General features: G+C 68.4%; 20 protein-coding genes. 9 read left to right on the top strand and 11 right to left on the bottom strand.

Annotated features, from left to right (window positions below; genetic code table 11):
• Positions 1-47 precede the first annotated feature (47 nt).
• Entirely contained in the window at positions 48-1,988 is a 1,941-nt protein-coding gene (locus OC372_RS02240; RefSeq protein WP_262000809.1) for a GDSL-type esterase/lipase family protein, read from the bottom strand.
• Positions 1,989-2,128: 140 nt separating this feature from the next.
• Here OC372_RS02240 and OC372_RS02235 point away from each other — a divergent pair, with 140 nt between their 5' ends.
• Both OC372_RS02235 and OC372_RS02230 read left to right on the top strand, forming a co-directional pair.
• Positions 2,129-2,713 carry a DedA family protein gene (locus tag OC372_RS02235; protein WP_262000808.1) on the top strand — a complete coding sequence of 195 codons (585 nt, stop codon included), beginning with the start codon at positions 2,129-2,131 and terminating at the stop codon, positions 2,711-2,713.
• Between the two features lie 31 nt (positions 2,714-2,744).
• A complete protein-coding gene (locus OC372_RS02230; RefSeq protein ID WP_017830923.1) occupies positions 2,745-2,921 on the top strand; it encodes a DUF5302 domain-containing protein in 177 nt (58 codons plus the stop codon).
• Between the two features lie 54 nt (positions 2,922-2,975).
• Here the strand turns inward: OC372_RS02230 and OC372_RS02225 are convergent, their stop codons facing one another.
• Positions 2,976-4,415, bottom strand: a complete 1,440-nt coding sequence (locus OC372_RS02225) for a cation:dicarboxylate symporter family transporter (protein ID WP_315985380.1) — start codon at positions 4,413-4,415, stop codon at positions 2,976-2,978.
• Between the two features lie 145 nt (positions 4,416-4,560).
• Between OC372_RS02225 and OC372_RS02220 the strand changes: the two genes are divergently transcribed.
• Positions 4,561-5,862: an ATP-binding protein gene (locus tag OC372_RS02220; RefSeq protein ID WP_262000807.1), complete on the top strand. Its 1,302-nt coding sequence runs from the start codon at positions 4,561-4,563 to the stop codon at positions 5,860-5,862.
• Positions 5,859-6,563, top strand: coding sequence for a response regulator (locus OC372_RS02215; RefSeq protein WP_105709781.1), 705 nt, complete (start codon positions 5,859-5,861; stop codon positions 6,561-6,563). The genes OC372_RS02220 and OC372_RS02215 overlap by 4 nt, the downstream gene beginning before the upstream one ends.
• A gap of 58 nt (positions 6,564-6,621) precedes the next feature.
• Here the strand turns inward: OC372_RS02215 and OC372_RS02210 are convergent, their stop codons facing one another.
• Both OC372_RS02210 and OC372_RS02205 read right to left on the bottom strand, forming a co-directional pair.
• Positions 6,622-7,266 (bottom strand): FMN reductase, encoded by a 645-nt coding sequence (locus OC372_RS02210; RefSeq protein ID WP_029263629.1) that lies wholly within the window; start codon positions 7,264-7,266, stop codon positions 6,622-6,624.
• Between the two features lies 1 nt (position 7,267).
• Positions 7,268-8,494 carry an LLM class flavin-dependent oxidoreductase gene (locus OC372_RS02205; RefSeq protein ID WP_029263630.1) on the bottom strand — a complete coding sequence of 409 codons (1,227 nt, stop codon included), beginning with the start codon at positions 8,492-8,494 and terminating at the stop codon, positions 7,268-7,270.
• Positions 8,495-8,605: 111 nt separating this feature from the next.
• Between OC372_RS02205 and OC372_RS02200 the strand changes: the two genes are divergently transcribed.
• Together OC372_RS02200 and OC372_RS02195 are read left to right on the top strand one after the other, a co-directional pair.
• Complete coding sequence (locus OC372_RS02200) at positions 8,606-9,748, top strand: acyltransferase family protein (RefSeq protein WP_262000806.1); 1,143 nt, start codon at positions 8,606-8,608, stop codon at positions 9,746-9,748.
• Entirely contained in the window at positions 9,745-10,623 is an 879-nt protein-coding gene (locus OC372_RS02195) for a serine hydrolase domain-containing protein (protein ID WP_105709779.1), read from the top strand. Before OC372_RS02200 ends, OC372_RS02195 begins: the two co-directional genes overlap by 4 nt.
• Before the next feature lie 6 nt (positions 10,624-10,629).
• Here the strand turns inward: OC372_RS02195 and efeB are convergent, their stop codons facing one another.
• The 3 genes from efeB to efeU are packed head-to-tail and all read right to left on the bottom strand — an operon-like array spanning position 10,630 to position 14,146.
• Entirely contained in the window at positions 10,630-11,934 is a 1,305-nt protein-coding gene (gene efeB, locus OC372_RS02190) for an iron uptake transporter deferrochelatase/peroxidase subunit (RefSeq protein WP_410054847.1), read from the bottom strand.
• A gap of 38 nt (positions 11,935-11,972) precedes the next feature.
• Entirely contained in the window at positions 11,973-13,205 is a 1,233-nt protein-coding gene (gene efeO / locus OC372_RS02185; RefSeq protein WP_262000805.1) for an iron uptake system protein EfeO, read from the bottom strand.
• Positions 13,202-14,146 carry an iron uptake transporter permease EfeU gene (gene efeU / locus OC372_RS02180; RefSeq protein ID WP_029263635.1) on the bottom strand — a complete coding sequence of 315 codons (945 nt, stop codon included), beginning with the start codon at positions 14,144-14,146 and terminating at the stop codon, positions 13,202-13,204. Before efeU ends, efeO begins: the two co-directional genes overlap by 4 nt.
• 169 nt (positions 14,147-14,315) lie before the next feature.
• Between efeU and OC372_RS02175 the strand changes: the two genes are divergently transcribed.
• Complete coding sequence (locus tag OC372_RS02175; RefSeq protein WP_029263636.1) at positions 14,316-15,320, top strand: isopenicillin N synthase family dioxygenase; 1,005 nt, start codon at positions 14,316-14,318, stop codon at positions 15,318-15,320.
• An 8-nt stretch (positions 15,321-15,328) separates the two neighbouring features.
• Here the strand turns inward: OC372_RS02175 and OC372_RS02170 are convergent, their stop codons facing one another.
• From OC372_RS02170 to OC372_RS02155, 4 genes are all read right to left on the bottom strand, one after another.
• Entirely contained in the window at positions 15,329-15,658 is a 330-nt protein-coding gene (locus OC372_RS02170; RefSeq protein ID WP_262000804.1) for a transcriptional regulator, read from the bottom strand.
• Positions 15,651-16,520 (bottom strand): hypothetical protein, encoded by an 870-nt coding sequence (locus OC372_RS02165; RefSeq protein WP_262000803.1) that lies wholly within the window; start codon positions 16,518-16,520, stop codon positions 15,651-15,653. Before OC372_RS02165 ends, OC372_RS02170 begins: the two co-directional genes overlap by 8 nt.
• Positions 16,521-16,596: 76 nt before the next feature.
• Positions 16,597-17,262 (bottom strand): GntR family transcriptional regulator, encoded by a 666-nt coding sequence (locus OC372_RS02160; protein ID WP_029263639.1) that lies wholly within the window; start codon positions 17,260-17,262, stop codon positions 16,597-16,599.
• 19 nt (positions 17,263-17,281) lie between these two features.
• Positions 17,282-18,748: a chlorohydrolase family protein gene (locus tag OC372_RS02155; RefSeq protein ID WP_262000802.1), complete on the bottom strand. Its 1,467-nt coding sequence runs from the start codon at positions 18,746-18,748 to the stop codon at positions 17,282-17,284.
• A 181-nt stretch (positions 18,749-18,929) separates the two neighbouring features.
• Between OC372_RS02155 and OC372_RS02150 the strand changes: the two genes are divergently transcribed.
• Together OC372_RS02150 and OC372_RS02145 are read left to right on the top strand one after the other, a co-directional pair.
• Entirely contained in the window at positions 18,930-19,943 is a 1,014-nt protein-coding gene (locus tag OC372_RS02150; protein ID WP_262000801.1) for an ABC transporter permease, read from the top strand.
• Between the two features lie 46 nt (positions 19,944-19,989).
• Positions 19,990-21,714, top strand: coding sequence for an ABC transporter substrate-binding protein (locus OC372_RS02145; RefSeq protein WP_262000800.1), 1,725 nt, complete (start codon positions 19,990-19,992; stop codon positions 21,712-21,714).
• The last annotated feature ends 4 nt before the right edge of the window (positions 21,715-21,718 follow it).

The following is a 21,718-nucleotide window of genomic DNA, read 5'->3' as shown; positions in this document are numbered from 1 at the left end:
ACGTCGGCGGTGGCTCGACGAGTCGACGCGGCGCTGCGCCGAGCGGATCAGCCGATGTTCGCCCACCGCGCCGCGGACGAGCGCCCGAGATAGACGTAGTCCTCATGCTTCGCCACACGACCATCGCCCGCCGCGCGACCGTGCAGGCGGCGCCAGACCCAGGGAAGGGCGTGTCGCCGCCACCACGCGCCCGCACCGATCGGCTCGTGCTCGTGCAGGGCGGCATCGAGGATACCCAGCGCATCCGCATCGGGAACACCCAGAATCTCGGCCGCTCGATACGCCAGGAGACGATGGCCCCGGCTGCTCAGATGCACCAGATCCTCACCCCAGTTCGGTCGCTCGGCCAGTGCCGGATGCAGGTCCGTGTCGATCAGGATCGCTCCCGTCCGCGCCGCGATCCCCGTCAACGCCGTCGCGAACGCCGCGAAGCGCCGCGTGTAGACGGCAGCCGCCCGACGATCCGGGAGGAACGGGGTGACCAACAGCACATCCGCTCCGATCGCCCGCAGCCGCACGACAGCGTGCTCCACCTCCGCGGCGAGCGCTGCGACGTCGACACGATGCTTCACGAGATCGTTCGCGCCGATGAGGATCGAGACGAGGTCAGGATGCAGTTCGAGCGCGCGGTCCACCTGCCATCCGGACACATCGCGCACACGTTTCGACCTGATCGCGAGGTTCGCGTAGTGGAGCCCGCCCCGCGCGGCCAGCAGCAGCGCGAGCCGATCGGCCCACCCACGCAGGCCCCCATCCGGGGCGGGATCGCACAGGCCCTCGGTGAGCGAATCCCCCAGGGCGACGAAGCGGCGCCAGCGACGCGCGGTCACCGGCGGCGGGGAATCGGGCCGGGTGACGCGGCGAGCGCGGGAGGCCGCATCCACCCGCTGCAGCAGACGCGCCTCCTCGAAGTGCCCGAGCAGCTGATCGCACACGCTCGTCCAGCTGCGACTCTGCACCGCGTCATGACCGGCTTCTCCGAACGCCCGTCGCTTTCTCGCGTCGCCTGCCAGATCGGCCACTCGCATCCGCAGGTCGCCGAGGTCTCCTGGGCGGTACAGCCAGCCGTCGACACCCATGCGAACGAGATCGAGGGGCCCGCCGCGGCCGGTCGCGATCACCGGGACCCCGCTGGCGTGGGCCTCCTGCAGGGTCTGCCCGAACGTCTCGCTCTCCCCGGGGTGCACGAAGACGTCGAACGACGCCATGGCCGCGGCGAGCGCAGACCCGTCGAGGTGGCCGAGGAACACGGCATCCGGGAGCAGCCCCTCCAACCGTGCTCTGCTGGGTCCGTCTCCGACGATCACCAGGCGCGCACCCGGGAGGTCGCGGAGCGCGGCGAGGTCCTCGACCTGCTTCTCCGGGGCGAGGCGGCCGACGTATCCGATCACGATCTCGGCACCCCACGCGGCGCGCAGTCCGGGATTGCGACGAGACGGTCGGAAGCGTTCCGCGTCGACTCCCCTCCCCCAGTGGCGTACACGATCCACCCCGAGTGCGGCGAGCTGCTGAGCGGAGTCCGCAGACGGAGCGAGCGTCATGGTCGCGCGTCGATGCAGGCGCGCGATGTGCGTCTGGGCGATGCCCGTGGCCGCGGCCACCCGGTAGCGCTCCGTGTAGGCCGCCACGTCGGTCTGGTAGGCGGCGACGCTGGCGACCCCGATCCGCTCGGCGGAGAGCACCCCCCGCCAACCGAGCGCGAACGGCGAGGCGAGGTGCACGACATCCGGCTGGAAACGCCGCAGGGACGCGGCGATGCGCGGAGCGCCCGACGTGCCGACCCTGACGTTGTGGTACCCCGGAAGAGCGAGGCTCGGGATCGCCTCGATCGACACCCCATGCACCTCCCCGGGGATCCCGACTGCGGCGGGGGCGATCACGTGGGCATCGTGGCCGTGTTGCTCGAGGTGACGCAGGATCTGCAGCACCGACCCGGTGACGCCGTTCATGTGCGGAAGGAAGGACTCCGTGACGATCGCTACTCTCACAGCCTCAGGATGACCGAGCATCGAGGGCGCACGCGTCGGAAACGGCCCGCAGCACCCGATGTTCACCGGATGCTGGACGGCGGGTCACCGGCTATGCGCTCTTTGGTTCCCGTTCACCCTCTGCAGGCACAGTGGTCGACGTGACGACGGATCTGCTCGCCGAATCCCTCACCGGGCCGTGGAGCCTGGCCCTGATGGGCCTGCTCGTGCTCGGGGACGCCTTCTTCGTCGTCGTGCCGGGTGAGATCGCGGTGACCGCGCTCGGAGCGCTGGCGGTGACCACCGGAGCCCCGCCGCTCTGGGCGGTCGTCGTCTGCGCCGCGGCAGCCGCGACCGTGGGAGACGCCTGCTGCTATCTGGTCGGCCGGACCGTCGGCGTCGATCGGTGGCGGTGGATGAGGGCGTCTCGGGTGCAGCAGGCATTGGATTGGGCACGGCACCGGTTGGACAAGGGGACGGCCACCGTGCTCTTCACGGCCCGATTCGTGCCCTTCGCCCGACTGGCGATCAACCTCGTGGCCGGGGCGTCGCGCATCCATCCGCCTCGCTACCTCGCTCTGGTCGCACTGGCCGCGACCGGTTGGGCGCTCTACCAGGCGGCAGTGGGCGCCACGATCGCCGCGATCCTGCCGGGCGGGCCGGTGATCGCCGTTCCGGCGTCGATCGTCGTCGCGCTCGGGCTGGGCGTGCTGCTCGATCGTCTCAGTCGGCGCACGGGAGGGTGACCTGCCGCAGCCGGTGCTCTAGGCTCGGGGCATGAGCACCGAAGAAGGCGCCTCCTCCTCTGAGGAGATGAAGCGCAAGTTCAAGGAAGCGCTCGAGAAGAAGAACGCGCACCACCGGCAGGGCGAGGCGCACCTGGATGGCGACTCCGCCGTGCACAGTGCGAACGCCCCGCAGACCCGGCGCGAGTTCCGACGCAAGAGCGGTTGACCGCGCGGATGCGGGAGCCCGTTCATCCGGACTCCCGCATCCCTCACCCGCTCGTCAGCTGCGTTCGGCTCGTGCCCTGGCCCGCTCCTCCTTCGCCGCCATCTCCGTCACTGCTGCCTCCCGCAGTTCCTGCACATCCGCGCCCTGCGGTGCATCCGAATCCCCGTGCGCGTCGACGCCGTCGAGCAGTGACTCGTCGAAGGGGAGTTCGCCGCTCAGCACCCGTCGCACGCGGTCGCGGTCGATCTGCTTCGTCCAGGTACCGATCAGGAGGGTCGCGACGGCGTTGCCGGTGAAGTTCGTCAGAGCTCGTCCCTCCGACATGAAGCGGTCGATGCCGACGATCACGCCCACCCCGTCGACGAGGTCGGGGCGATACGCCTGCAGACCCCCGGCGAGTGTCGCCAGCCCCGCACCGGTCACTCCGGCAGCCCCCTTGCTGGCGATGATCATGAACACGAGCAGGCCGATCTGTTCGCCGATCGACATCGGCTGCCCCATCCCCGTGGCGATGAACAGCGACGCCATCGTCAGGTAGATCGCCGTTCCGTCGAGGTTGAACGAGTACCCGGTGGGCACCGTGATGCCGACGACGGGCTTGGAGACGCCGACGAACTCCATCTTCGCGATCAGGCGAGGGAGGGCGGATTCCGACGAGGACGTGCCGACGATGAGCAGGTACTCCCGTGCGAGGTATTTCATGAGAGCGAAGATGTTCACCCGCGTCACCGCCCACAGCATCGCCCCGAGGATCACGACGATGAACAGGATGCACGTGATGTAGAACGCGACCATCAGCGTCCCGAGACTCCAGATCGCCGCCACACCGGTCTTGCCCACCACCGCAGCGATCGCTCCGAACGCGCCGATCGGTGCGAGCCAGAGGATCATCCCGAGGATGCGGAAGACGAGCTTCTGCAGCTGCTTGACCGCTTCCATGATGGGGGCACCGCGCTCGCCGAGTCCCTGCAGCGCGAAACCGACGAGCAGTGCGATGAACAGCACCTGCAGCACGCTCTCCCCCGTGAAGGCCGAGAAGAAAGTGGTCGGGATGATGCCGAGGATGAACTCCTGCGTCGTCTTGGCCTCTGCCTCGACCACGTCATAGGTCGAAGACGCCATATCGAGGCCCGCGCCCGGGTGGATGATGTTCCCGACGACGAGTCCGATCGCCAGCGCGAACGTCGACATCACCATGAAGTAGAGGAGCGCGAGTCCGCCGATCTTGCCGACCGTGGCCGCTTTGGCGATGGAACCGACGCCCACGACGATCGTGCAGAAGATGATCGGGGCGATCATCATCTTGATCAGGGCGACGAAGCCGGTGCCCAGCGCTTCGAACCCTCGGCCCACCTCCGGCCAGATGAGCCCGACCGCCGCGCCGAGCACGACGGCGATCAGCACGGACACATACAGCCAGGTGTGCCGGTCCCACGCGTGCTTCCCTCGTCGCCAGTTGAACTTCGGCAGTGCGAATCCCGTCGTGAGCGCCACGGCTTCCTCCTTGATCGTCGACTTCGTCGTCCGAATGGCGGCTTCTGCGCCGCCGATCGGTTCCCACGGTGATCCACCTCCCGCCGCAGCGCGAGTTGTGGTCGTATTGGTCACGGCACCTGACCATCGACGATCGGAGCAGGCGATGGCGCCCACCTCCCGCGCCCGCAGCACCGCCTCGCGCGTCTTCGTCGTGCTGCTCGTCGCGGCCGTCGTGATCGGCGCTCTCGTGGCGGTCTTCCTCGTCGCCGAGGCGCAGCGAACGATCCGTGCCGAGGCCGAGCGGGTGACGGCGGCCACAGCAGTCGCGTTCGCCTCCTCCCCACTCGTCGTCGACGGTCTGCGCTCGAGCGATCACGACGCGGCCACTCGGGAGCTCGAGCCCTACTCGTTGGAAGTGATCGCCGGCGCCGGGCTCGACTTCATCACCGTCATGACCCTGGACGGCACGCGGATCACCCACCCCGACGACGACCAGATCGGCGGGATCTACCTCGGCACGATCCCCTCGACATTCCGGACGCTGACGGAGGAGTTCACCGGGACCCTCGGTCCCTCGATCCGGACGATCGCGCCGGTCACGACGCCGGACGGAGACCTGATCGGCTGGGTCGCCGCCGGGGTGACGACCGAGTCCATCACCGACACCCTGATCCGCCGCTTGCCTCTCACTCTCGGCATCACGATCGGCCTCATCGCACTCGGCGTCGGTCTGGCAGTCATCGCCCGGCGTGTGACCCGACGCATCGCCGGCGACCTCCCTCCCGGCCAGCTCCGCGACGCCGTGTCGTCGTACGAATCGATCCGCACGCTGGGCGAGGCTCTGCGCGCGCAGACGCACGAGCACGGGAACCGGATGCACGCCGCGGTCGCGCTGCTCGAGCTCGGGCGCCGCGACGAGGCGATCGAGATCCTCACGGAGACGTCACGACAGAGCCAGTCGCTCGTGGATCAGGTGACCGCGCGGGGTCACGGCGATCCCGCCGTCGGTGCCCTCCTCCTCGGCAAGGCCTCGCAGGCCAAGGAGCGCGGCATCGACTGGCGGGTGCACATCGAGCCCGATACACCCCGCACGCCGCTGTCGCCCGTCGACGCCGTCTCCGTGCTGGGCAACCTCGTGGACAACGCCATGGACGCTGCCGCCGACTCCGACTCCGACTCCGACTCCGAGGATCGGTGGGTGCGGGTGTCGCTGCATCCGAGTGACGACGGCGGAATCGTGCTCGAGGTGTCGGACAGTGGTCCCGGCATACCGCCACTCCTCCAGGAGCGGATCTTCGATCAGGGCTACTCCACGAAGCCCGCCGATGGGAACGGCCGCGGTATCGGACTGGCGCTCGTGCGCTCCGTGGTCACGAGTGCCGGCGGTTCGGTGACGGTGAGTGACGACCCCACGATGTTCCGCGTCGTCCTCCCCCGCGCTCAGTCTCGGAGGCCGCCGACATGATCCGTACGCTGATCGTCGACGACGATGCCCTGACCCTCGAACTGCACCGGGACTACGTGGCCCGGCTCGATGGATTCACCGTCGCCGGGGAATGCAGCAGTGCCCGCGCAGCGGTGCACGCCGTGCTGAAGAACCCCGGTGCCGACGCGTTCGACCTCGTTCTCCTCGACATCACCATGCCGGACGGCTCCGGGATCGATGTGCTGCGCAGCCTTCGTGCGCGCGCCGCCGCCACGGATGTGATCGCGATCACCGGCGTGCGCGATGCCGAGAGCGTCCGACAGATGGCGGCGCTCGGAGTGCACCAGTACCTCGTCAAGCCGTTCCCGTTCTCGGTGTTCCGAGAGCGCATGGAGCAGTATCGCGTTCATCGGGAGCAGGCGCGGTCGACCAGGGGCCAGGCCACGCAGGCGGAGATCGACGCGCTGCTCGGCCGTGCGACCGGAGCGATCCCGCTGCCCAAAGGTCTGTCCGCGAGCTCGCTGAACGACGTTTCGATGGCACTGCGCGCGAACGGACCGCTGTCCGCGCGCGAAGCCGCCGATCGCCTCGGGCTCTCGCGGGTCGCGACCCGGCGCTACCTGGAGCATCTGACCGCCGAGGGGGTCGCGCTCCGCACCGCACGTCGCGGCGCACGAGGTCGCCCCGAAACGGAGTATGCCTGGAGACAGGGAGCGGACGGAGGAGCGGAGCGGGGATGAACGCGCCGCGCGCCCTTCTCGGGCGCGCGGCGCGTTTCGACGGTCAAGGGGAAGCGGATCACTCCCCCGCGAGGCCCCCGAGCATGTGCCCGAAGGAGCGTCCTTCGCCCAGGTACGTCGCCGGGTCGTAGGGGTCCGCGACCGTGGCCGCTTCCTTCCGCGCGATCGTGTCCGCGAGTTCCCGTGCGCCCTTCTCGACGCGCTTCGCGAGCGGGGCGACGTCGTCACCCGAGTCACCCCAGTCGCTCGACGCCGCGAACACGCCCGTCGAGACGGTATCGGCGTGCAGGTAGGCGAACAGCGGACGGATCGCGTAGTCGATCGCCAGCGAGTGCCGCGCGGTTCCCGCGTTCGCGCCGATCAGGACCGGCTTCCCGGTGAGCGCATCCGGGTCCAGCACGTCGATGAACGACTTGAACAGTCCCGAGTAGCTCGTGGAGAAGATCGGTGTGACGGCGATGAGCGCGTCGGCGGAGACCACCGTGTTGATCGCGGTCTCGAGCGCCTGCGGTGCGAACCCCGTGAGCATGTTGTTCGTGATGTCGTGCGCATAGTCGCGCAGCTCGATCACGTCGACGGTGGCCGCGATGTCGCGCTCCGCGAGGGCCTTCACGGTCTCGGCGGCCAGTCGATCCGCGAGCATCCTGGTCGACGACGGGTTGGAGAGCCCTGCCGCGACGACGGCGATACGACGCGTGGTCATGTCAGGCCTCCTTCCGGCCGAGCCCGAATGCTGCACCGGCGGGTGCCGGGCTGTCCTGGTACGGCGAGTCGCCGGTGAGGTTGTCACCGCGGTTCGCGCCGGGGCGGGCCTGACGGGTCGGCCCGTCACCGAACTCCGCGGCCACGCGTGCGGCGTGGGTCGGCGCGTCGGGGACGGAGGACGGGCGGTCCTTCGCGAGCTCTTTGCGCAGCACCGGCACGACCTCGGAGCCGAGGATGTCGAGCTGCTCCAGCACCGTCTTCAGCGGGAGTCCCGCGTGGTCGATGAGGAAGAGCTGGCGCTGGTAGTCGCCGTAGTGCTCGCGCATGCCGGCGTAGCGATCGATGACCTGCTGCGGCGAACCCACCGTCAGCGGCGTCATCTCGGTGAAGTCCTCCATGCTCGGACCGTGACCGTACACCGGCGCGTTGTCGAAGTACGGGCGGAACTGGTTCACCGCGTCCTGCGACTTGGCTGCCATGAACACCTGACCGCCGAGGCCGACGATCGCCTGCTCCCTGGTGCCGTGACCGTAGTGCTCGAAGCGCTGGCGGTACAGCTCGATGAGGCGCTGGTAGTGCTCCTTCGGCCAGAAGATGTTGTTCGCGAAGAACCCGTCGCCGTAGTAGGCGGCCTGCTCCGCGATCTCCGGGGTCCGGATGGAGCCGTGCCACACGAAGGGGGCGATGCCGTCGAGAGGTCGCGGCGTCGAGGTGAAGCCCTGCAGCGGGGTGCGGAACTTCCCTTCCCAGTCGACGACGTCCTCACGCCACAGCTTGTGCAGCAGCGCGTAGTTCTCGATCGCGAGCGGGAGACCCTGGCGGATGTCCTGCCCGAACCAGGGGTACACGGGTCCGGTGTTGCCGCGGCCGAGCATGAGGTCCATGCGCCCGTCGGACACGTGCTGCAGCATCGCGTACTCCTCGGCGATGCGCACGGGGTCGTTCGTGGTGATGAGCGTCGTCGAGGTCGAGACGATGAGGCGCTCGGTCTGCGCGGCCAGTGCCGCCAGGAAAGTGGTGGGGCTGGACGACCAGAACGGCGGGTTGTGGTGCTCACCGATCGCGAAGACGTCGAGTCCGACCTCTTCGGCGTGCACGGCGATCGCCGTGGTCGCCTTGATGCGCTCCTGCTCGCTGGGGGTGATGCCCGTGGTGGGATCGCGGGTGATGTCGCTGACCGACATGATGCCGAACTGCATCGCCTGCGCGCCTGACTGCTCGCTCATGATTGCTCCGTGTTCTCCGAACCGGATGACTCGCACCCGTTTCTATTCATTTGAATGTATATGTGTCAACGCGCTCACAGCAACTTTATTCCCGGGCTGTAGCCTCGAAAGATGAGCAGTACCGGGGCGGACAGCGCAGGGCCCACCACAGGATCTCTCCCGCGAAAGCGACGGCGCGTGCCGTTCTGGGACAACGCGCGGTACATCTGCATCGTGCTCGTCGTGCTCGGGCATGCGATCCAGCGACTCATCTACGACTCGGACATCGCTTTCGCCTTCTACCTGGCGCTGTACGCGTTCCACATGCCGGCGTTCGCGATCATCTCCGGCTACTTCTCCAAGTCGGGCACTCCCACCAAGACGCAGATGGCGCGAGTGATCACCGACATCATCCTCCCCTACGTGATCTTCGAGACGCTGTGGACCCTCACCAAGTGGCTCGTCGAGGGTGAGGCGACACCGAACTTCACGAAGCCGAGCTGGACCCTGTGGTTCCTGCTCGCGCTCGGAATCTTCCGACTGGTGCTCCCCTATCTCGCGCTGCTCCGCTGGCCGCTGCTATGGACCGTCGTGATCTCGATCAGCTCCGGCTACCTCCCCAACGTCGACAGCACGTTCTCGCTGTCCCGCACTCTCGGGCTCCTGCCGTTCTTCGCGCTCGGCTGGTGGCTGCGCGAGCACGACATCGTCGATCGGCTCCGACTGCTCGACTTCCGCCCCTGGTGGATCCGGGTGGCGGCGGTGGCGGTCTTCGCGGGGGTCGGCTGGGCGGCCTGGAACTGGCTGCCGCTCTGGCAGGCCGTCGACCTGCGCCATTGGCTGTTCTACGAGGACTCGTACTCCGACCTGGTCGGCGACCAGTGGTGGGCCGGCGGGATCCGCATCGCCCTGATGCTGCTGGCGGTCTTGCTGTGCGCCGCCTTCTTCGCCCTGATCCCGCGCGGTTCGTACTGGTGGACCACGTTCGGCCAGTACACGATGTATGTCTACCTCCTCCACTCGTTCGTGCTCTATCCGTTCCGCGAGACGGGTGCGCTGCGCGACCTGGAGCCGACATGGATCTGGTTGCCGCTGGTGACAGCGCTCTCCGTGGTCGTCGCGTTGCTCCTGGCCACGAAGCCGGTGCGCTGGGTGTTCCGGCCGCTCGTCGAGCCTCGACCCCGCTGGCTCTTCGTCGACCCCGCGCTCGCATCGCGTGAAGGACGCCGAAACGACCCGACCGGATCCCGACGCCCCCGGGCCGACACACGATGACCGTCGCCGAGGACGTCCGCGACCGCATCGTCGAAGCCGTAACCGCTTCGGGCTTCGACGCGCACGGACTCCACGTCCGCATCGGAGCCGATGAGGCGGAGCACCGCTGGACGCCCGATGTGCGCGAGGACGTGCACTCGGTCGCCAAGGGCGTGTGCGTGCTCGCGGCCGCGATCGCCGCCGATGAGGGCGCGATCTCCTTCGATGTGCCCGTGATGGTGTACCTGCCCGACTTCGAGCGCGGCGAGGGCGTCGAACAGGTCACCCTGCGTCATCTGCTCACGATGTCGAGCGGCATCGACCTGCCCTGGTCCGAGACGCTCATGACGGACTGGCCGGATCTCGCCCGCGAGTTCCTGCGTCGACCGTCGCGCGGACGCGTGTTCCAGTACTCGAACGCCAGCACCTACACCGCCATGACGGCGCTCTCCGCGCGGGTCGGCGATGTGGGCGACTACCTGGATGCCCGACTCTTCCGCCCACTCGGCATCGATGATGTGGTGTGGGCGCGCAGCCCGAACGGACGCATCGAAGCGGGTGGCGGACTTGCGCTGCGAACGAGCGAGATGGCGCGGATCGGTCTGCTGATCCGCGACCGCGGATGGTGGCAGGGCATGCAGCTGGTGTCGTCGGGATGGATCGACGCCATGCACGAGAACGGGGTCGTCGCCGGCCCGAACCCCGGCTACGACCGCTACGCCCTCGCCGGCTGGGGTGGCCCCGGCCGCGGATGGCGGCTGCACGGCGCGCACGGCCAGCTGCTGATCTTCCTCGACGACGCGGTCGTGACCATCACCGCTGCCGATCACTTCGGTGCGGACGAGATGGCTGCCACGGTGGTCGACATCCTCGAGACCGCCCGACGCGGGGTCTGAGCCCGCTCAGGCGAACAGCTGCGCGCCCACGTAGGACCCCGGGGTCGCACCCCTCGGCACGGCCCAGATCCCCGAGCCGACGTGGCGGATGTATTCGTTCATCAGGTCGGTCGACAGCCGCCGCTGCAGCGAGATGAACTGCGCCGGGTCACGCTGATACGACAGGAAGAAGAGTCCGGCGTCGAGGCGTCCGAGCTCGTTGTTGCCGTCGACGTAGTTATAGCCGCGACGCAGGATCCGCACACCGTCGTTCTGCTCGGGATGCGCCAGGCTCACGTGGCTGTTGGCGTCGATGGCCTTGCCATGGAAGTCGGGCGCCGTGAACTCGTCCCCTCCCGAGGGGGGCGCGCCCTCCCCCTTGTCCCGGCCGATGATCGCATCCTGCTCCGACAACCGCACACGGTCCCACGTCTCGATCAGCATCGCGATCTTGCGCGCGACGAGGTACGAGCCTCCGGCGAGCCAGGCGGGCTCGTCCTGCTCGGACACCCAGACGTGGTCCGCGAGCGCCTCGGTGTCGTCGGCGAGGATGTTGGCGGTGCCGTCCTTGAAGCCGAAGAGGTTCCGGGGCGTCGCCTGCGCGGCGGTCGTGCGCGACGTCTTGCCGAATCCCAGCTGCGACCAGCGCAGGCGGGCGCGGCCGAAGGCGATGCGGCTGAGGTTGCGGATCGCGTGCACCGCGACCTGCGGGTCATCGGCGCAGGCCTGGATGCAGAGATCTCCGTGGGACGCCTGCGGGTCGAGATCGTCGCCGAGGAACGCCGGGAGGCGTTCGAGGCCGGCCGGGCGCTGCGCGGCGATGCCGTAGCGGTCGCCGTCTTCGTTCTCGAAGAGGCCGGGTCCGAACCCGAAGGTGATCGTGAGACCGGCCGCGGGGAGCCCCAATGCCTCGCCGGTGTCATCCGGCGGTGCCTCCGCCGGTCCGCCGACCGCTCCGCTCGCGCTGACCTCCAGCCCCTGCGACATGCGGGACGCGGCGTATGACCAGTCCTGCAAAAGGGAGATCAGGTCATCGCGGTCGCTGCGTGGCATCATGTCGAAGCTCGCGAAGTGCAGATGATCCTGCACCGGTGTGGTGATGCCCGCCTGGTGCGCACCGAAGAACTCGTAGGCGGAATGCGCGTCCTCCGCTGCGCGCGCACGTCCCAGCGCCACACCCCCGGCGAGGCCCGCGCCGGCGCCGACCGCAAGCCCTGCCACGCCACCGCCGATGGCGAGGCCGAGGAGTCCGCGTCTGCTCAGCCCGCCCGGAGCGGAGACGTCACCCGTCGATGAGGTGTCGGGCGAGGCCCCCGCTTCTGGTTCGTTCACGTCCGTGATGGTATCCGTTCGATTCCGCTCGACGCTGATCAGTCGAGGACGGTGCTGGTGAGCTGCGAGAGCGGCTCGGCCAGCGCGTTGATCAGGTCGGTGAACTCGCGCTTGTCGTCCTCGGTCAGCTGTGCGTAGGCGACGAAGCCGTCGGACAGCGAACCGTGGGCGGCGAGGGACTCCTCGAGGGCTGCGTAGCCGCCCTCGATCTCGTCGACGAGGGCCTCACCGTCGTCGCCCTGAGCCGCAGCGAAGTCCTGCACGAGGGAGAACGCCATCTTCGAGCCTTCGACGTTCGCCGCGAAGTCGTAGAGGTCCGTGCCCGACCACCAGTCCTCCTCGCCCGAGATCTTTCCGGTGGCGACCTCGTCGAGCAGCGCGATGGAGCCGTTCGAGATGCCTCCGATGCCCTGATCGTCGAGAGCCGTCGTGAAGTCGTCGGAGTGCACGTAGTCGTAGAGCTCCTGCACGTCGGCGAGCAGCAGGTCGCCGAAGTCGGCCCGCTCTGCCGGCGTCGACGGAGTCCAGTCCTGCCAGGCCGGGGTCTCGCCGTCGGCGTTCAGCGCGTCCTGCGCCGGCACCCACAGGTCCTTCTCGATGCGGTGGAAGCCCGTCCAATCCAGGCCCTCAGCCACGGCGTCGACCTCGCGATAGTCGATGCGCGGGTCGAGATCCCCGAGCGCCTCGGCGACCGGCTCGATGCGCTCGTAGAACGCGCGGGTCAGCGGGAACTGCGCGCGGGCGGTCTCGTCGTCGCCCGACTCGTAGGCTGCGACGAACTCCTCGACAGCCGGGACGAGCTGACCGACCTGGTCCTTGACGAACGCGGCGTAGAGATCGACCGCCTGCTGCTTCTGCTCGGCATCGGGCCCGTCGACCGCGACGCGATCGCCGGTGACGGTGAAGGCCGCCTTGCCGACGCCGTCGCCGAGCATCCCGGGCTTGCACAGCGTGAAGTAGTCGCCGGGCTGCGCGACCACGGTGAGTGTCCGGGACGCTGCCGGCGCGATGTTCTCGACCTCGCCGACGATGCGCAGACCGTCCTCGGCCAGCAGATAGAACTCCGAGACCTGGTCCGTGTCGTTCTTGACGTCGAAGGTCAGCGTCCCGCTCTTCGCGGTGGCCGCCGACACGGCGCAGTCGCCGGCGGTCGACGAGACGTCGAAGGCGGCGTCGGCGGCGACGTCGCTCTTCGCGACGCAACCGCTCAGGACGAGTGCTACGGCGCCCGCGGCGGCCAATGCCCCCAGGACACGGTGAGAGGTGGTCATGCTGCTCCTTGTGGTGAGAGAGAGGTCGTGTCGGATTCGGGTTCGGCCGAAGCGCGAGGCTTCGGCGTACGGCGCGAGCGGAGACCGCGGACGTACAGCGAACCGACGATGAGGATGTAGAGAGTCCAGGCGGAGACCTGCAACCAGGTCATCGCGGGCATGAAGCCGACCGTGGCCTGCAGCACCGCGGCCAGCGGACCGCTCGGGGCGATGGCCGACGACACATCGAACGCCCAACCGAACGGGAAAGCCGCCCACCCGATCGCGACCGCCCCGGTCGTGGGATCGAGCGGCGCCGCGGCCGTGAACGGGCCCGGCAGGGCGCCCGCCTCCTGCAGATCCATCAGCGCATAGGCGAGCACGCCGGCGGCGACGATGACCAGGAAGCCGCCGGTCCACGCGAAGAAGCGGCGGAGATCGAGCTTCACGGCTCCGCGGGAGATGAGCCAGCCGATGATCACGGCGGCGGCGAGTCCGAGCAGAGCGCCGAGCAGAGCGGACGGCGCATCGCCGAACGCCTGCACCATCGACCACAGAAGGAGTGTCGTCTCGATGCCCTCCCGCGCGACGGACACGAAGCCGATTGCGACGAGCGCCCAGAGGCCGCCGACCGTGAGCGCGCGATCGAGGCCGCCCTCGAGCGTCGCCTTCATGGTGCGTCCGGCACGCTGCATCCAGAAGATCATCCACGTGACCATCGCGACGGCGAGCAGCGAGAGCCCGCCGCCGATCAGCTCCTGCGCCTTGAAAGTGAGCTCGTAGGCGCCGAAGGTGAGCACTGCGCCGATACCGAGTGCGAGGGCGATCGCGAGGCCGACGCCTGCCCACATCTTCGGCAGGGCGTCCTTCCGGCCGAGGCGGCGGAGGTAGGCGACGAGGATGCCGACGACGAGCGCGGCTTCCAGGCCTTCACGGAGGCCGATGAGAAAAGTGGCGAGCACGGAGACGATTTCTGTTGCGACGACTGAGGTAAGGCAGCCCTTACCTACGAGACTCTAGCATTGCAGCGGAGTCTTGCCGGAACACTGTCGCCACCGGCAGACGAGGCCCCGGCGGTAACGCGGCGCAACAGTGGCCCTCCCGCTCGGAAAGCCGACATACCCTCGGTCCATGGCTGAACTCTCGCTCCCGATCCTCGACCTGTCCCAGCTCGATGAAGGCCCGGACGCTGCGGCTCGTTTCCGCGACGACCTCCGGGCGGCGACGCACGACGTCGGCTTCTTCTATCTCACGGGCACGGGCATCTCCCCCGAGCTGGAAGCACGGCTGCACCGTGCTGCCCTCGACTTCTTCGCCCTCCCGGAGGAGGACAAGCTCGCGATCGAGAACGTGAACAGCCCGCACTTCCGCGGCTATACCCGCATCGGCGGAGAGCGCACCCAGGGTCAGGTGGACTGGCGCGAGCAGATCGACATCGGGCCCGAGCGCGAACCCGTGGACGGCGGCCCCGCGTTCAACCGCCTCATCGGCCCGAATCTGTGGCCGGCGGCGCAGCCGGAACTGCAGGAGATCGTCACCGAATGGCACGAGACGCTGTCCGACGTCGCCCGGCGGTTGCTGCGGGAATGGGCGCAGACGCTCGGAGCCGACGAGACCTACTTCGACGATCACTTCGGTGAGCCCTCGACACTGATCAAGATCGTCCGCTACCCGGGAACACACGAGCCCGAGCCCCAGCAGGGCGTCGGCGCGCACAAGGACTCGGGCGTCCTCACGCTCCTCTGGGTCGAACCAGGCAAGGGCGGCCTGCAGGTCGAGCGCGACGGAGCCTGGGTCGACGCTCCCCCGGTGCCCGGTGCCTTCGTCGTGAACATCGGCGAGCTGCTCGAGTACGCCACCGGCGGCTACCTCAAGGCGACGAACCACCGGGTCGTGTCACCGAAGGCCCCGAACGACCGGATCTCGATCCCGTTCTTCTTCAACCCCGCCCTCGACAAGCGCCTCCCGCTGATCGAGCTTCCGCCCGAGCTGGCGGCCGAGGCGAAGGGCGTCACGAAGGACCCGAGCAACCCGATCCACGCGCTCTACGGCGAGAACGCCCTCAAGTCACGCCTGCGCGCCCACCCCGACGTCGCGGCGATCCACCACGCCGACCTCGTGGATGCCACCGCCTGAGCCCACGCTCACAGGGCCTGCCCACCTCCGAGGGCGACGATCTCACGTAGCGCCTGGAGGTGTGCGGCGAAGGCGTCGCGCCCCGTCTTGGTCGAACGCACCCACGTGCGCGAGCGGCCACCGACGTTCGCCTTGCGCGCGAACACGTAGTCGGCAACCTGCAGGTGCGTGATGGCCTTGCTCAGGGGTGAGTCACCGCACTGGAGGACATCCCGAAGCGTCGCGAAGTCGAGTTCCATCCCATCCCCCAGCGCCGCCATGAGGGAGAACCGGATGGGCGAGGCGAAATTATCATCCAGCTGGGTGCGTGGGTGAGGCCTGGAGGCCGGCTCAGCCACGGCTCGCCCGGCCGGGGACGAAGGACACGAGGGCGAAGAGCAGGATCACGACGACACCTCCGAGAACACCCGCGAGCCCCCGGTTCCCGAAGGACTCGCCCGCGAGAGTGAGCCCGACGGGGACGCACGCCGCGACAAAGAACATCGCCACATGCGGCCAACGCCAGGCGGCTCCGATGGCCGGGAGCCCCAGCGGGGTGTTGAAGACCACGATCCACGCGAGGAGCGTCATCATCACCAGCAACGAGATCACGCTCCGGAGGACATCGTCGGGGGATCCCGCCAGCATGGTGAGTACGCCGACAGTGATACCGACAAGCACGGTTCCCCACCGCAGGGGCGCCGGCAGCGGGACCCGAGCAGGACGCGGACGACGCGGGTCCCGTGACGCGCGAAGGAGCTGCACCGCCCCGTGGCCGCCGATGCCCAGCAGGACCATACCGGCGGGGATCAGCACCGTACCGGCGGGGAGCGCGGTGTCCAACGCCACGAGTCCGAACACCACGAGGGCAGCGGCCAGCAGCACCCCTCCACCCAGGATGACCGGCCACCGCGAGCGAGTCATGCGCCACTGCATCCCGTTGCGCTGAGCCATGCCGCTCGCGAGCTGCCCCCACACCAGGAAGGTGAACAGGATCGCCTGCGAGGCGATCACGTCGTCGTTCCGGAGGACGAGCGCGAATGCGACGAGGTACGCCGCAGTGACCGCCGCATTGAGGATCTGGAGCCAGGCGAGCGCGCGTCGGTCGATCGCGCGGTCGCGGCGCCCCGCCACCGCGTCAGCGGCAGCCAGATACTGCTGCGCGAGATCGGCATCCGGCGGGACGAGCGCGTCCTGACCGGGGATGGACTTCTGCTCCACGATGGACCTCCCTGACTTTCCATCCGGAAAGTTCACTACTTTCCTATCGGAAAGCGAGGGAGGGGTCAACCCGTCGTCACCAGTCGAGTGCCTGCGCGAGGGCTTCGATGATGGGTTCGCGCCCCTGATCGATGTGCGCATAGGCCTGCGCCGCCGCCACCTCGCCGCGCCCGGCGACGATGGCATCGAGCAGTTGCTGGTGCTCCACCGCGTGCTCCTGCTCCCGTGTGGCGTGCGTGATGCCGAAGATCCACTGCATCCGGCCGAGCATGGGCCGCAGACTGCGTTCGAGGATGCGATTGCCGGAGAGACGGACGATCTCGAGGTGGAACCCGAGGTTGGACTCCCCCAGCTCGGCCGTGTCCCCCGGCGCGAGCGCACGCTCGAGGAGTTCGCGCAACCGATCCGCACTCGCCGCTCCCGAGTGGACACGTTGCGCCGCATGCCGCGTCGCATAGGGCTCGATGCACAGCCGCGCGTCGTACAGCTCCTCGACGTCGGCCCTCGTCACCGGCGTGACACTCGCCCCCTTGTTGCGTGTCGTGACGACGAACCCGTCTGTCTCCAGCCGCTGGAGCGCCTGCCGGACGGGCACACGGGACACCTCGAACCGCTCCGACAGATCCCGCTCCTTCAGCCAGGACCCCGGGGTGAGCTCTCCGACGATGATCCGGCGCAGCACACCGCGATAGACCCGCTCGGCGAGGGCGGATCCGTCGGTGATCAGGCTGTCGGAACTCATCGCGGAACCTCTCGGGGCATCAGGCATGACGGGGGAAGACCGGAGGGAAGAGTTCGTCGGTCGTTCCGCTCCGATGGTCGCGCCCAGTGTAGGCGTTCCGCATCTGCCCGAAGAGTATCTGCGTATCGTCGCGGATCGCGTCGAGGTCGATTCCGTCGATCTTCCCGTCACGCATGACGACCCGGCCGGCGACCATCGTCAGGCACGCATCGCGCGCCGTGCCGTTCAGTACGAGTGTGCGCAGCGGGTCGTCGACGGCGCCCATCCGCACGTCGTCCAGCCGGAACGCCGTCAGATCGGCCTGGGCATCGACGGCGATCTTGCCGAGGTCCGGGCGATGGAGCGCCTTCGCCCCGCCGAGCGTCGCCGCATCGACGTATCCGGCGAGGTCACCGGCAGCGAGACTGCCGTTCTGCACCTTCGCGACCGACACCCCGGTATCGATGCCCCGGATGAGATCGGGCGGGAACGAATCCGTACCGAGGGCGATGTTCACCCCGGCATCGCGATAACGCTGGAACGTCTCGAGTTCGGAGCCGTAGCGGGCATTGGTCAGCGGGCAGTGCACGATCGACACCCCCGCGTCGACCAGACGTGCGAGGTCGCCGCGGTCTTCCCCGTGCACCCGCGGGTTCACGTCGAGGAACACGCCGTGCGGCACGATGAGGCGATCGTTCAGAAGGCCCGTCCTCTCGATGAGCTCGAGTGGAGTGCAGCCGTGGGCATCGAGGATGAGCTCGCGCTCGACCTCCCCCTGCAGCGCGTGCAGCCGGACGATCGCTCCGCGCTCCACCGCCGCCGCCCCCGTCGCCGCGAGCAGCTCGGGAGTCAGCGTCTCGATGCGGCAGGGCAGGAAGACGGGCGTGAGCAGCGGCTCGCCGAGCGCGGCCAGCTCGTCATGGAACCGGATGGCGTCGGCGAGCCCGACCTCACCCTCCTCCGGCGCGAACCGCACCCGGCGTTCACCCGACGCCGTCACGACGTTCACGCCCGAGCGGTAGGAGGGACCGAGGAATCCGCGCAGCCCGAGAGCGCGCGAGAACGCCGCCATCCGGTGAAGGTCGCCCGCCGATTCGGCCCAGACCGAATGCACCTCCGAGGCGATCGGCATGTAGGAGGTGATGCCGTGCAGCGCGAGCTGCACCAGCGCGATCTCCCGGATCCGTGCACGCTCATCCTCGTCGAAGACATGCCGCCGACGGTCGAAGTAGTCCTCCGACCACTGCAGTCGGGCCGCCTGCTCACGAGTACCCCAAGCGTCCAAGATCAAGTGGTCGATGTCGGTGAGCGCGTCCAGGTCGATGAGCCCGGGCATCAGCAGGCTCTCCCCGAGTTCCAGGCGCTCATCGACGCCCGAGGGAGCCTGGTCAGCCGGGCCGGCGAAGACGATCAGGTCGTCCTCGACGACCACGGCCCCCTGCCGGAGTTCCCGGTGGGAGGTGCCGTCGAACACCAGCACGTGGTCGGCGGTGAGAAGTGTGCGCATGAGAGCCCCGATGATCTGAGATGCGATTTGGTATCCAAAAACTATCTCACGCGCTTCTGCTCTTCAAGATGTTCCCCCGTAAGTACCCAGAAATCACACCGATCTGGAATTTGGTATCCCAACCTCGTTCCCGCTGGTATACAATTCTGAGCACCCGCTCCCCGGCCCATCAAGGAAGATCGTGACCGACACCCAGACGCTGACCCCGAAGACGGCGGCGCTGCCCACCGCGCCGCCGAAGATCGCGACCGGACGCTCGCTCCTCGGGACGGCGTGGCTGCGCATCCGCCGCAGCCCCATCGCCCTCGTCTCCTTCGGGGTCGTCGTGGCGATCGTGCTCTTCGCCCTCCTCGCCCCCGTGCTGGTCGCGATCGAGGGGCAGGATCCGTTCACCACGAACACCGGCCCTGAGGTCCTCGACAACTTCAACACCCCCGGCCTGCCGCTCCCCGCCTACATGTACCCGTCCGTGGAGCACTGGCTCGGCGTCGAACCGGGACTCGGACGCGACATCTTCGCCCGCATCGCCTACGGGGCTCAGGTCTCGTTGCTGATCGCCCTGCTCTCGACGCTGGTCTCGGTCGTCCTCGGAACCGTGCTCGGGGCTGCGGCCGGCTACTTCGGCGGCAAGGTCGACATGGTCATCAGCCGCATCATCGACCTCTTCCTCGCCTTCCCGCACCTGCTCCTGGTGCTCTCGCTCACCCCGATCCTGCAATCCCGGCTGCGCGACACGCCCCTCGGCCAGGGCAGCTTCGTCCCCATCGCCTCCCTCGTGCTGATCCTCGGGTTCTTCGGCTGGGCGTACCTGGCCAGAGTCGTGCGCGGCCAGGTGCTCAGCATCCGCGAGCAGGAGTACATCGAGGCGGCGAAGTCCTACGGGGCCTCGCACCGGACCATCATCTTCCGTCAGGTCATCCCGAACGTGCTCGGGGTCGTCCTCGTCTACGCGACCATGATGATCCCCGCGAACATCTCCGCCGAAGCCGCACTGTCGTTCCTCGGCGTCGGCGTGAAGGACCCGACGCCGTCCTGGGGGCAGATGCTCAACGCCGCGCAGGCGGGCAACTGGTACCTCAGCGACCCCTGGTTCCTCATCGTGCCCGGCACCGCGCTCATCATCACCGTGCTCGCCTTCAACCTGCTCGGCGACGCCGTGCGCGACGCGCTCGATCCCAAGGCCTCCCGCAGCTGACCTTCCCTCCCCCGAACACCCGACCCCCATCGAAAGAGAACGCGTCATGAGACACCGCAGTCCCCTGCTCGCCGCTGCGACCGTGGCCATCGCCCTGGTCGTCACCGGTTGCACCAGCGTCACCGCACAGAACGGGCAATCCGCCCCCACCGGCTCGAAGGACCCGTATGCCGCGCACATCGTGCAGCCGGGCTTCGACGAGGCCGGCGGCAACGTCAACGTCCTGATGTCGAGCGACTTCATGACGCTCGACCCGGGCAACAGCAACTATGTGCAGACCGCGAACGTCGGCCAGCTCTACTACCGCACGCTGACGATGGCGAAGGAGACCGCCGGAGAGCCGCCCACGATCGTCGGCGACCTCGCGACCGACACCGGCACCGCCTCGGAAGACGGCCTCACATGGACGTACACCCTCAAAGACGGTCTGAAGTACGAGGACGGTACGCCCATCACCGCCGCCGATGTGAAGTACGGCATCGCCCGCACGTTCGCGCGCGACGTCTTCACCCAGGCACCGCAGGAGTTGAACTCCGCTCTCGATGCCGATGACTACAAGGGTCCGTACTCGGGCGGCGGCGATCTGACAGCCGTCGAGACCCCCGACGACAAGACCGTGATCTTCCATCTGAAGCAGCCGAACCCCGACTTCGCCGCACTCGTGTCGCGCTCGAACACGGCGCCGGTCCCGCAGGCGAAGGACACGATGCTCGATTACACGAACCACCCGATCTCTTCGGGCCCTTACATGATCTCCAGCTACGACCGCGGCCGGGAGCTGAAGCTCGTGCGCAACCCCTCCTGGGATCCCGCGACCGACGAGAACCGCACCGCCCTCCCGGACACGTTCACGTTCTCGCTGTCCACCGCGCAGGCGACCATCAGCCAGCAGCTGATCTCGGATGCCGACCCGACCGCGATCACGCTCGACTCGAACGGCGCCCTCCAGGCCTCGGACACGTCACGCCTGACCGAGTCGTCCGTCGCCGACCGCACCGCCTCCGGATTGCTCGGCTGCACCGATGTGCTCAACTTCAACACTGAGACCATCACCGACCCCGACGTGCGCCACGCGCTCGCCCTGGCGATGGACCGTGCGGCGATCCAGGTGCAGTACGGCGGTGCGCGCTTCGGCAAGCTCACCAACTCGTACCTGAACGACTCGCAGGTCGGGTACGTCGCCGAGACCACCGACCTCGACATCGACGGCGCCCCGCAGCTCGACGCCGCCAAGAAGCTGCTCGAGGGCAAGGACGTCCCCGCCTCGCTCACCTACGGCTACTCGAACGCGATCGACCGGTACAAGAACCTGGGCACCGTGCTCCAGCAGAACTTCACCGAGCTCGGCATCGACCTGCAGCTCGTGCCGATCCCCGCCGCGAACTACTACACGGTGCTCGCCAGCGACGAGATGCCCGACATCGCCCGCGCCGGCTGGTGCGGCGGTGCGGCCTCCGGCTCCACCCGGACCACGGTCGACCCCAACATCGGCCCGAGCCTCGACGGAACGACATACGGCTTCAGCAACATCTCGCGCTTCTACGACGAGAAGCTCTCCGGTGACATGTACGAGCTGCGCAACACCAACGGCACCTCCGAAGAGCTGAACACGCGCTGGGCCGAGCTCTACAACGAGGCCATGGAGTCGTACCCGCTCGTGCCGCTCATCCGCACCTTCACCAACAGCGTCGTCGGTTCGAAGATCCACAACGCCCAGGTGGGGTACTTCTTCGGAAGCATCGATCTGTCCACCATCGGCGTCGAGCAGTAACGGC

The sequence above is a fragment of the Microbacterium sp. Mcb102 genome (genome assembly GCF_024519805.1).
Classification (GTDB): Bacteria; Actinomycetota; Actinomycetes; order Actinomycetales; family Microbacteriaceae; genus Microbacterium.
This window is presented reverse-complemented; position numbering and strand designations above follow the sequence as displayed.

Bases quoted from the DNA above. Each gene is read 5' to 3' on its own strand.
- OC372_RS02145 (WP_262000800.1), top strand. From the start codon at position 19,990: ATGAGACACCGCAGTCCCCTGCTCGCCGCTGCGACCGTGGCCATCGCC.
- OC372_RS02160 (WP_029263639.1), bottom strand. From the start codon at position 17,262: ATGAGTTCCGACAGCCTGATCACCGACGGATCCGCCCTCGCCGAGCGG.
- OC372_RS02205 (WP_029263630.1), bottom strand. From the start codon at position 8,494: ATGAGCGAGCAGTCAGGCGCGCAGGCGATGCAGTTCGGCATCATGTCG.
- OC372_RS02220 (WP_262000807.1), top strand. From the start codon at position 4,561: ATGGCGCCCACCTCCCGCGCCCGCAGCACCGCCTCGCGCGTCTTCGTC.
- OC372_RS02155 (WP_262000802.1), bottom strand. From the start codon at position 18,748: ATGCGCACACTTCTCACCGCCGACCACGTGCTGGTGTTCGACGGCACC.
- OC372_RS02175 (WP_029263636.1), top strand. From the start codon at position 14,316: ATGGCTGAACTCTCGCTCCCGATCCTCGACCTGTCCCAGCTCGATGAA.
- OC372_RS02230 (WP_017830923.1), top strand. From the start codon at position 2,745: ATGAGCACCGAAGAAGGCGCCTCCTCCTCTGAGGAGATGAAGCGCAAG.
- OC372_RS02215 (WP_105709781.1), top strand. From the start codon at position 5,859: ATGATCCGTACGCTGATCGTCGACGACGATGCCCTGACCCTCGAACTG.
- OC372_RS02200 (WP_262000806.1), top strand. From the start codon at position 8,606: ATGAGCAGTACCGGGGCGGACAGCGCAGGGCCCACCACAGGATCTCTC.
- OC372_RS02210 (WP_029263629.1), bottom strand. From the start codon at position 7,266: ATGACCACGCGTCGTATCGCCGTCGTCGCGGCAGGGCTCTCCAACCCG.
- OC372_RS02195 (WP_105709779.1), top strand. From the start codon at position 9,745: ATGACCGTCGCCGAGGACGTCCGCGACCGCATCGTCGAAGCCGTAACC.
- efeO (WP_262000805.1), bottom strand. From the start codon at position 13,205: ATGACCACCTCTCACCGTGTCCTGGGGGCATTGGCCGCCGCGGGCGCC.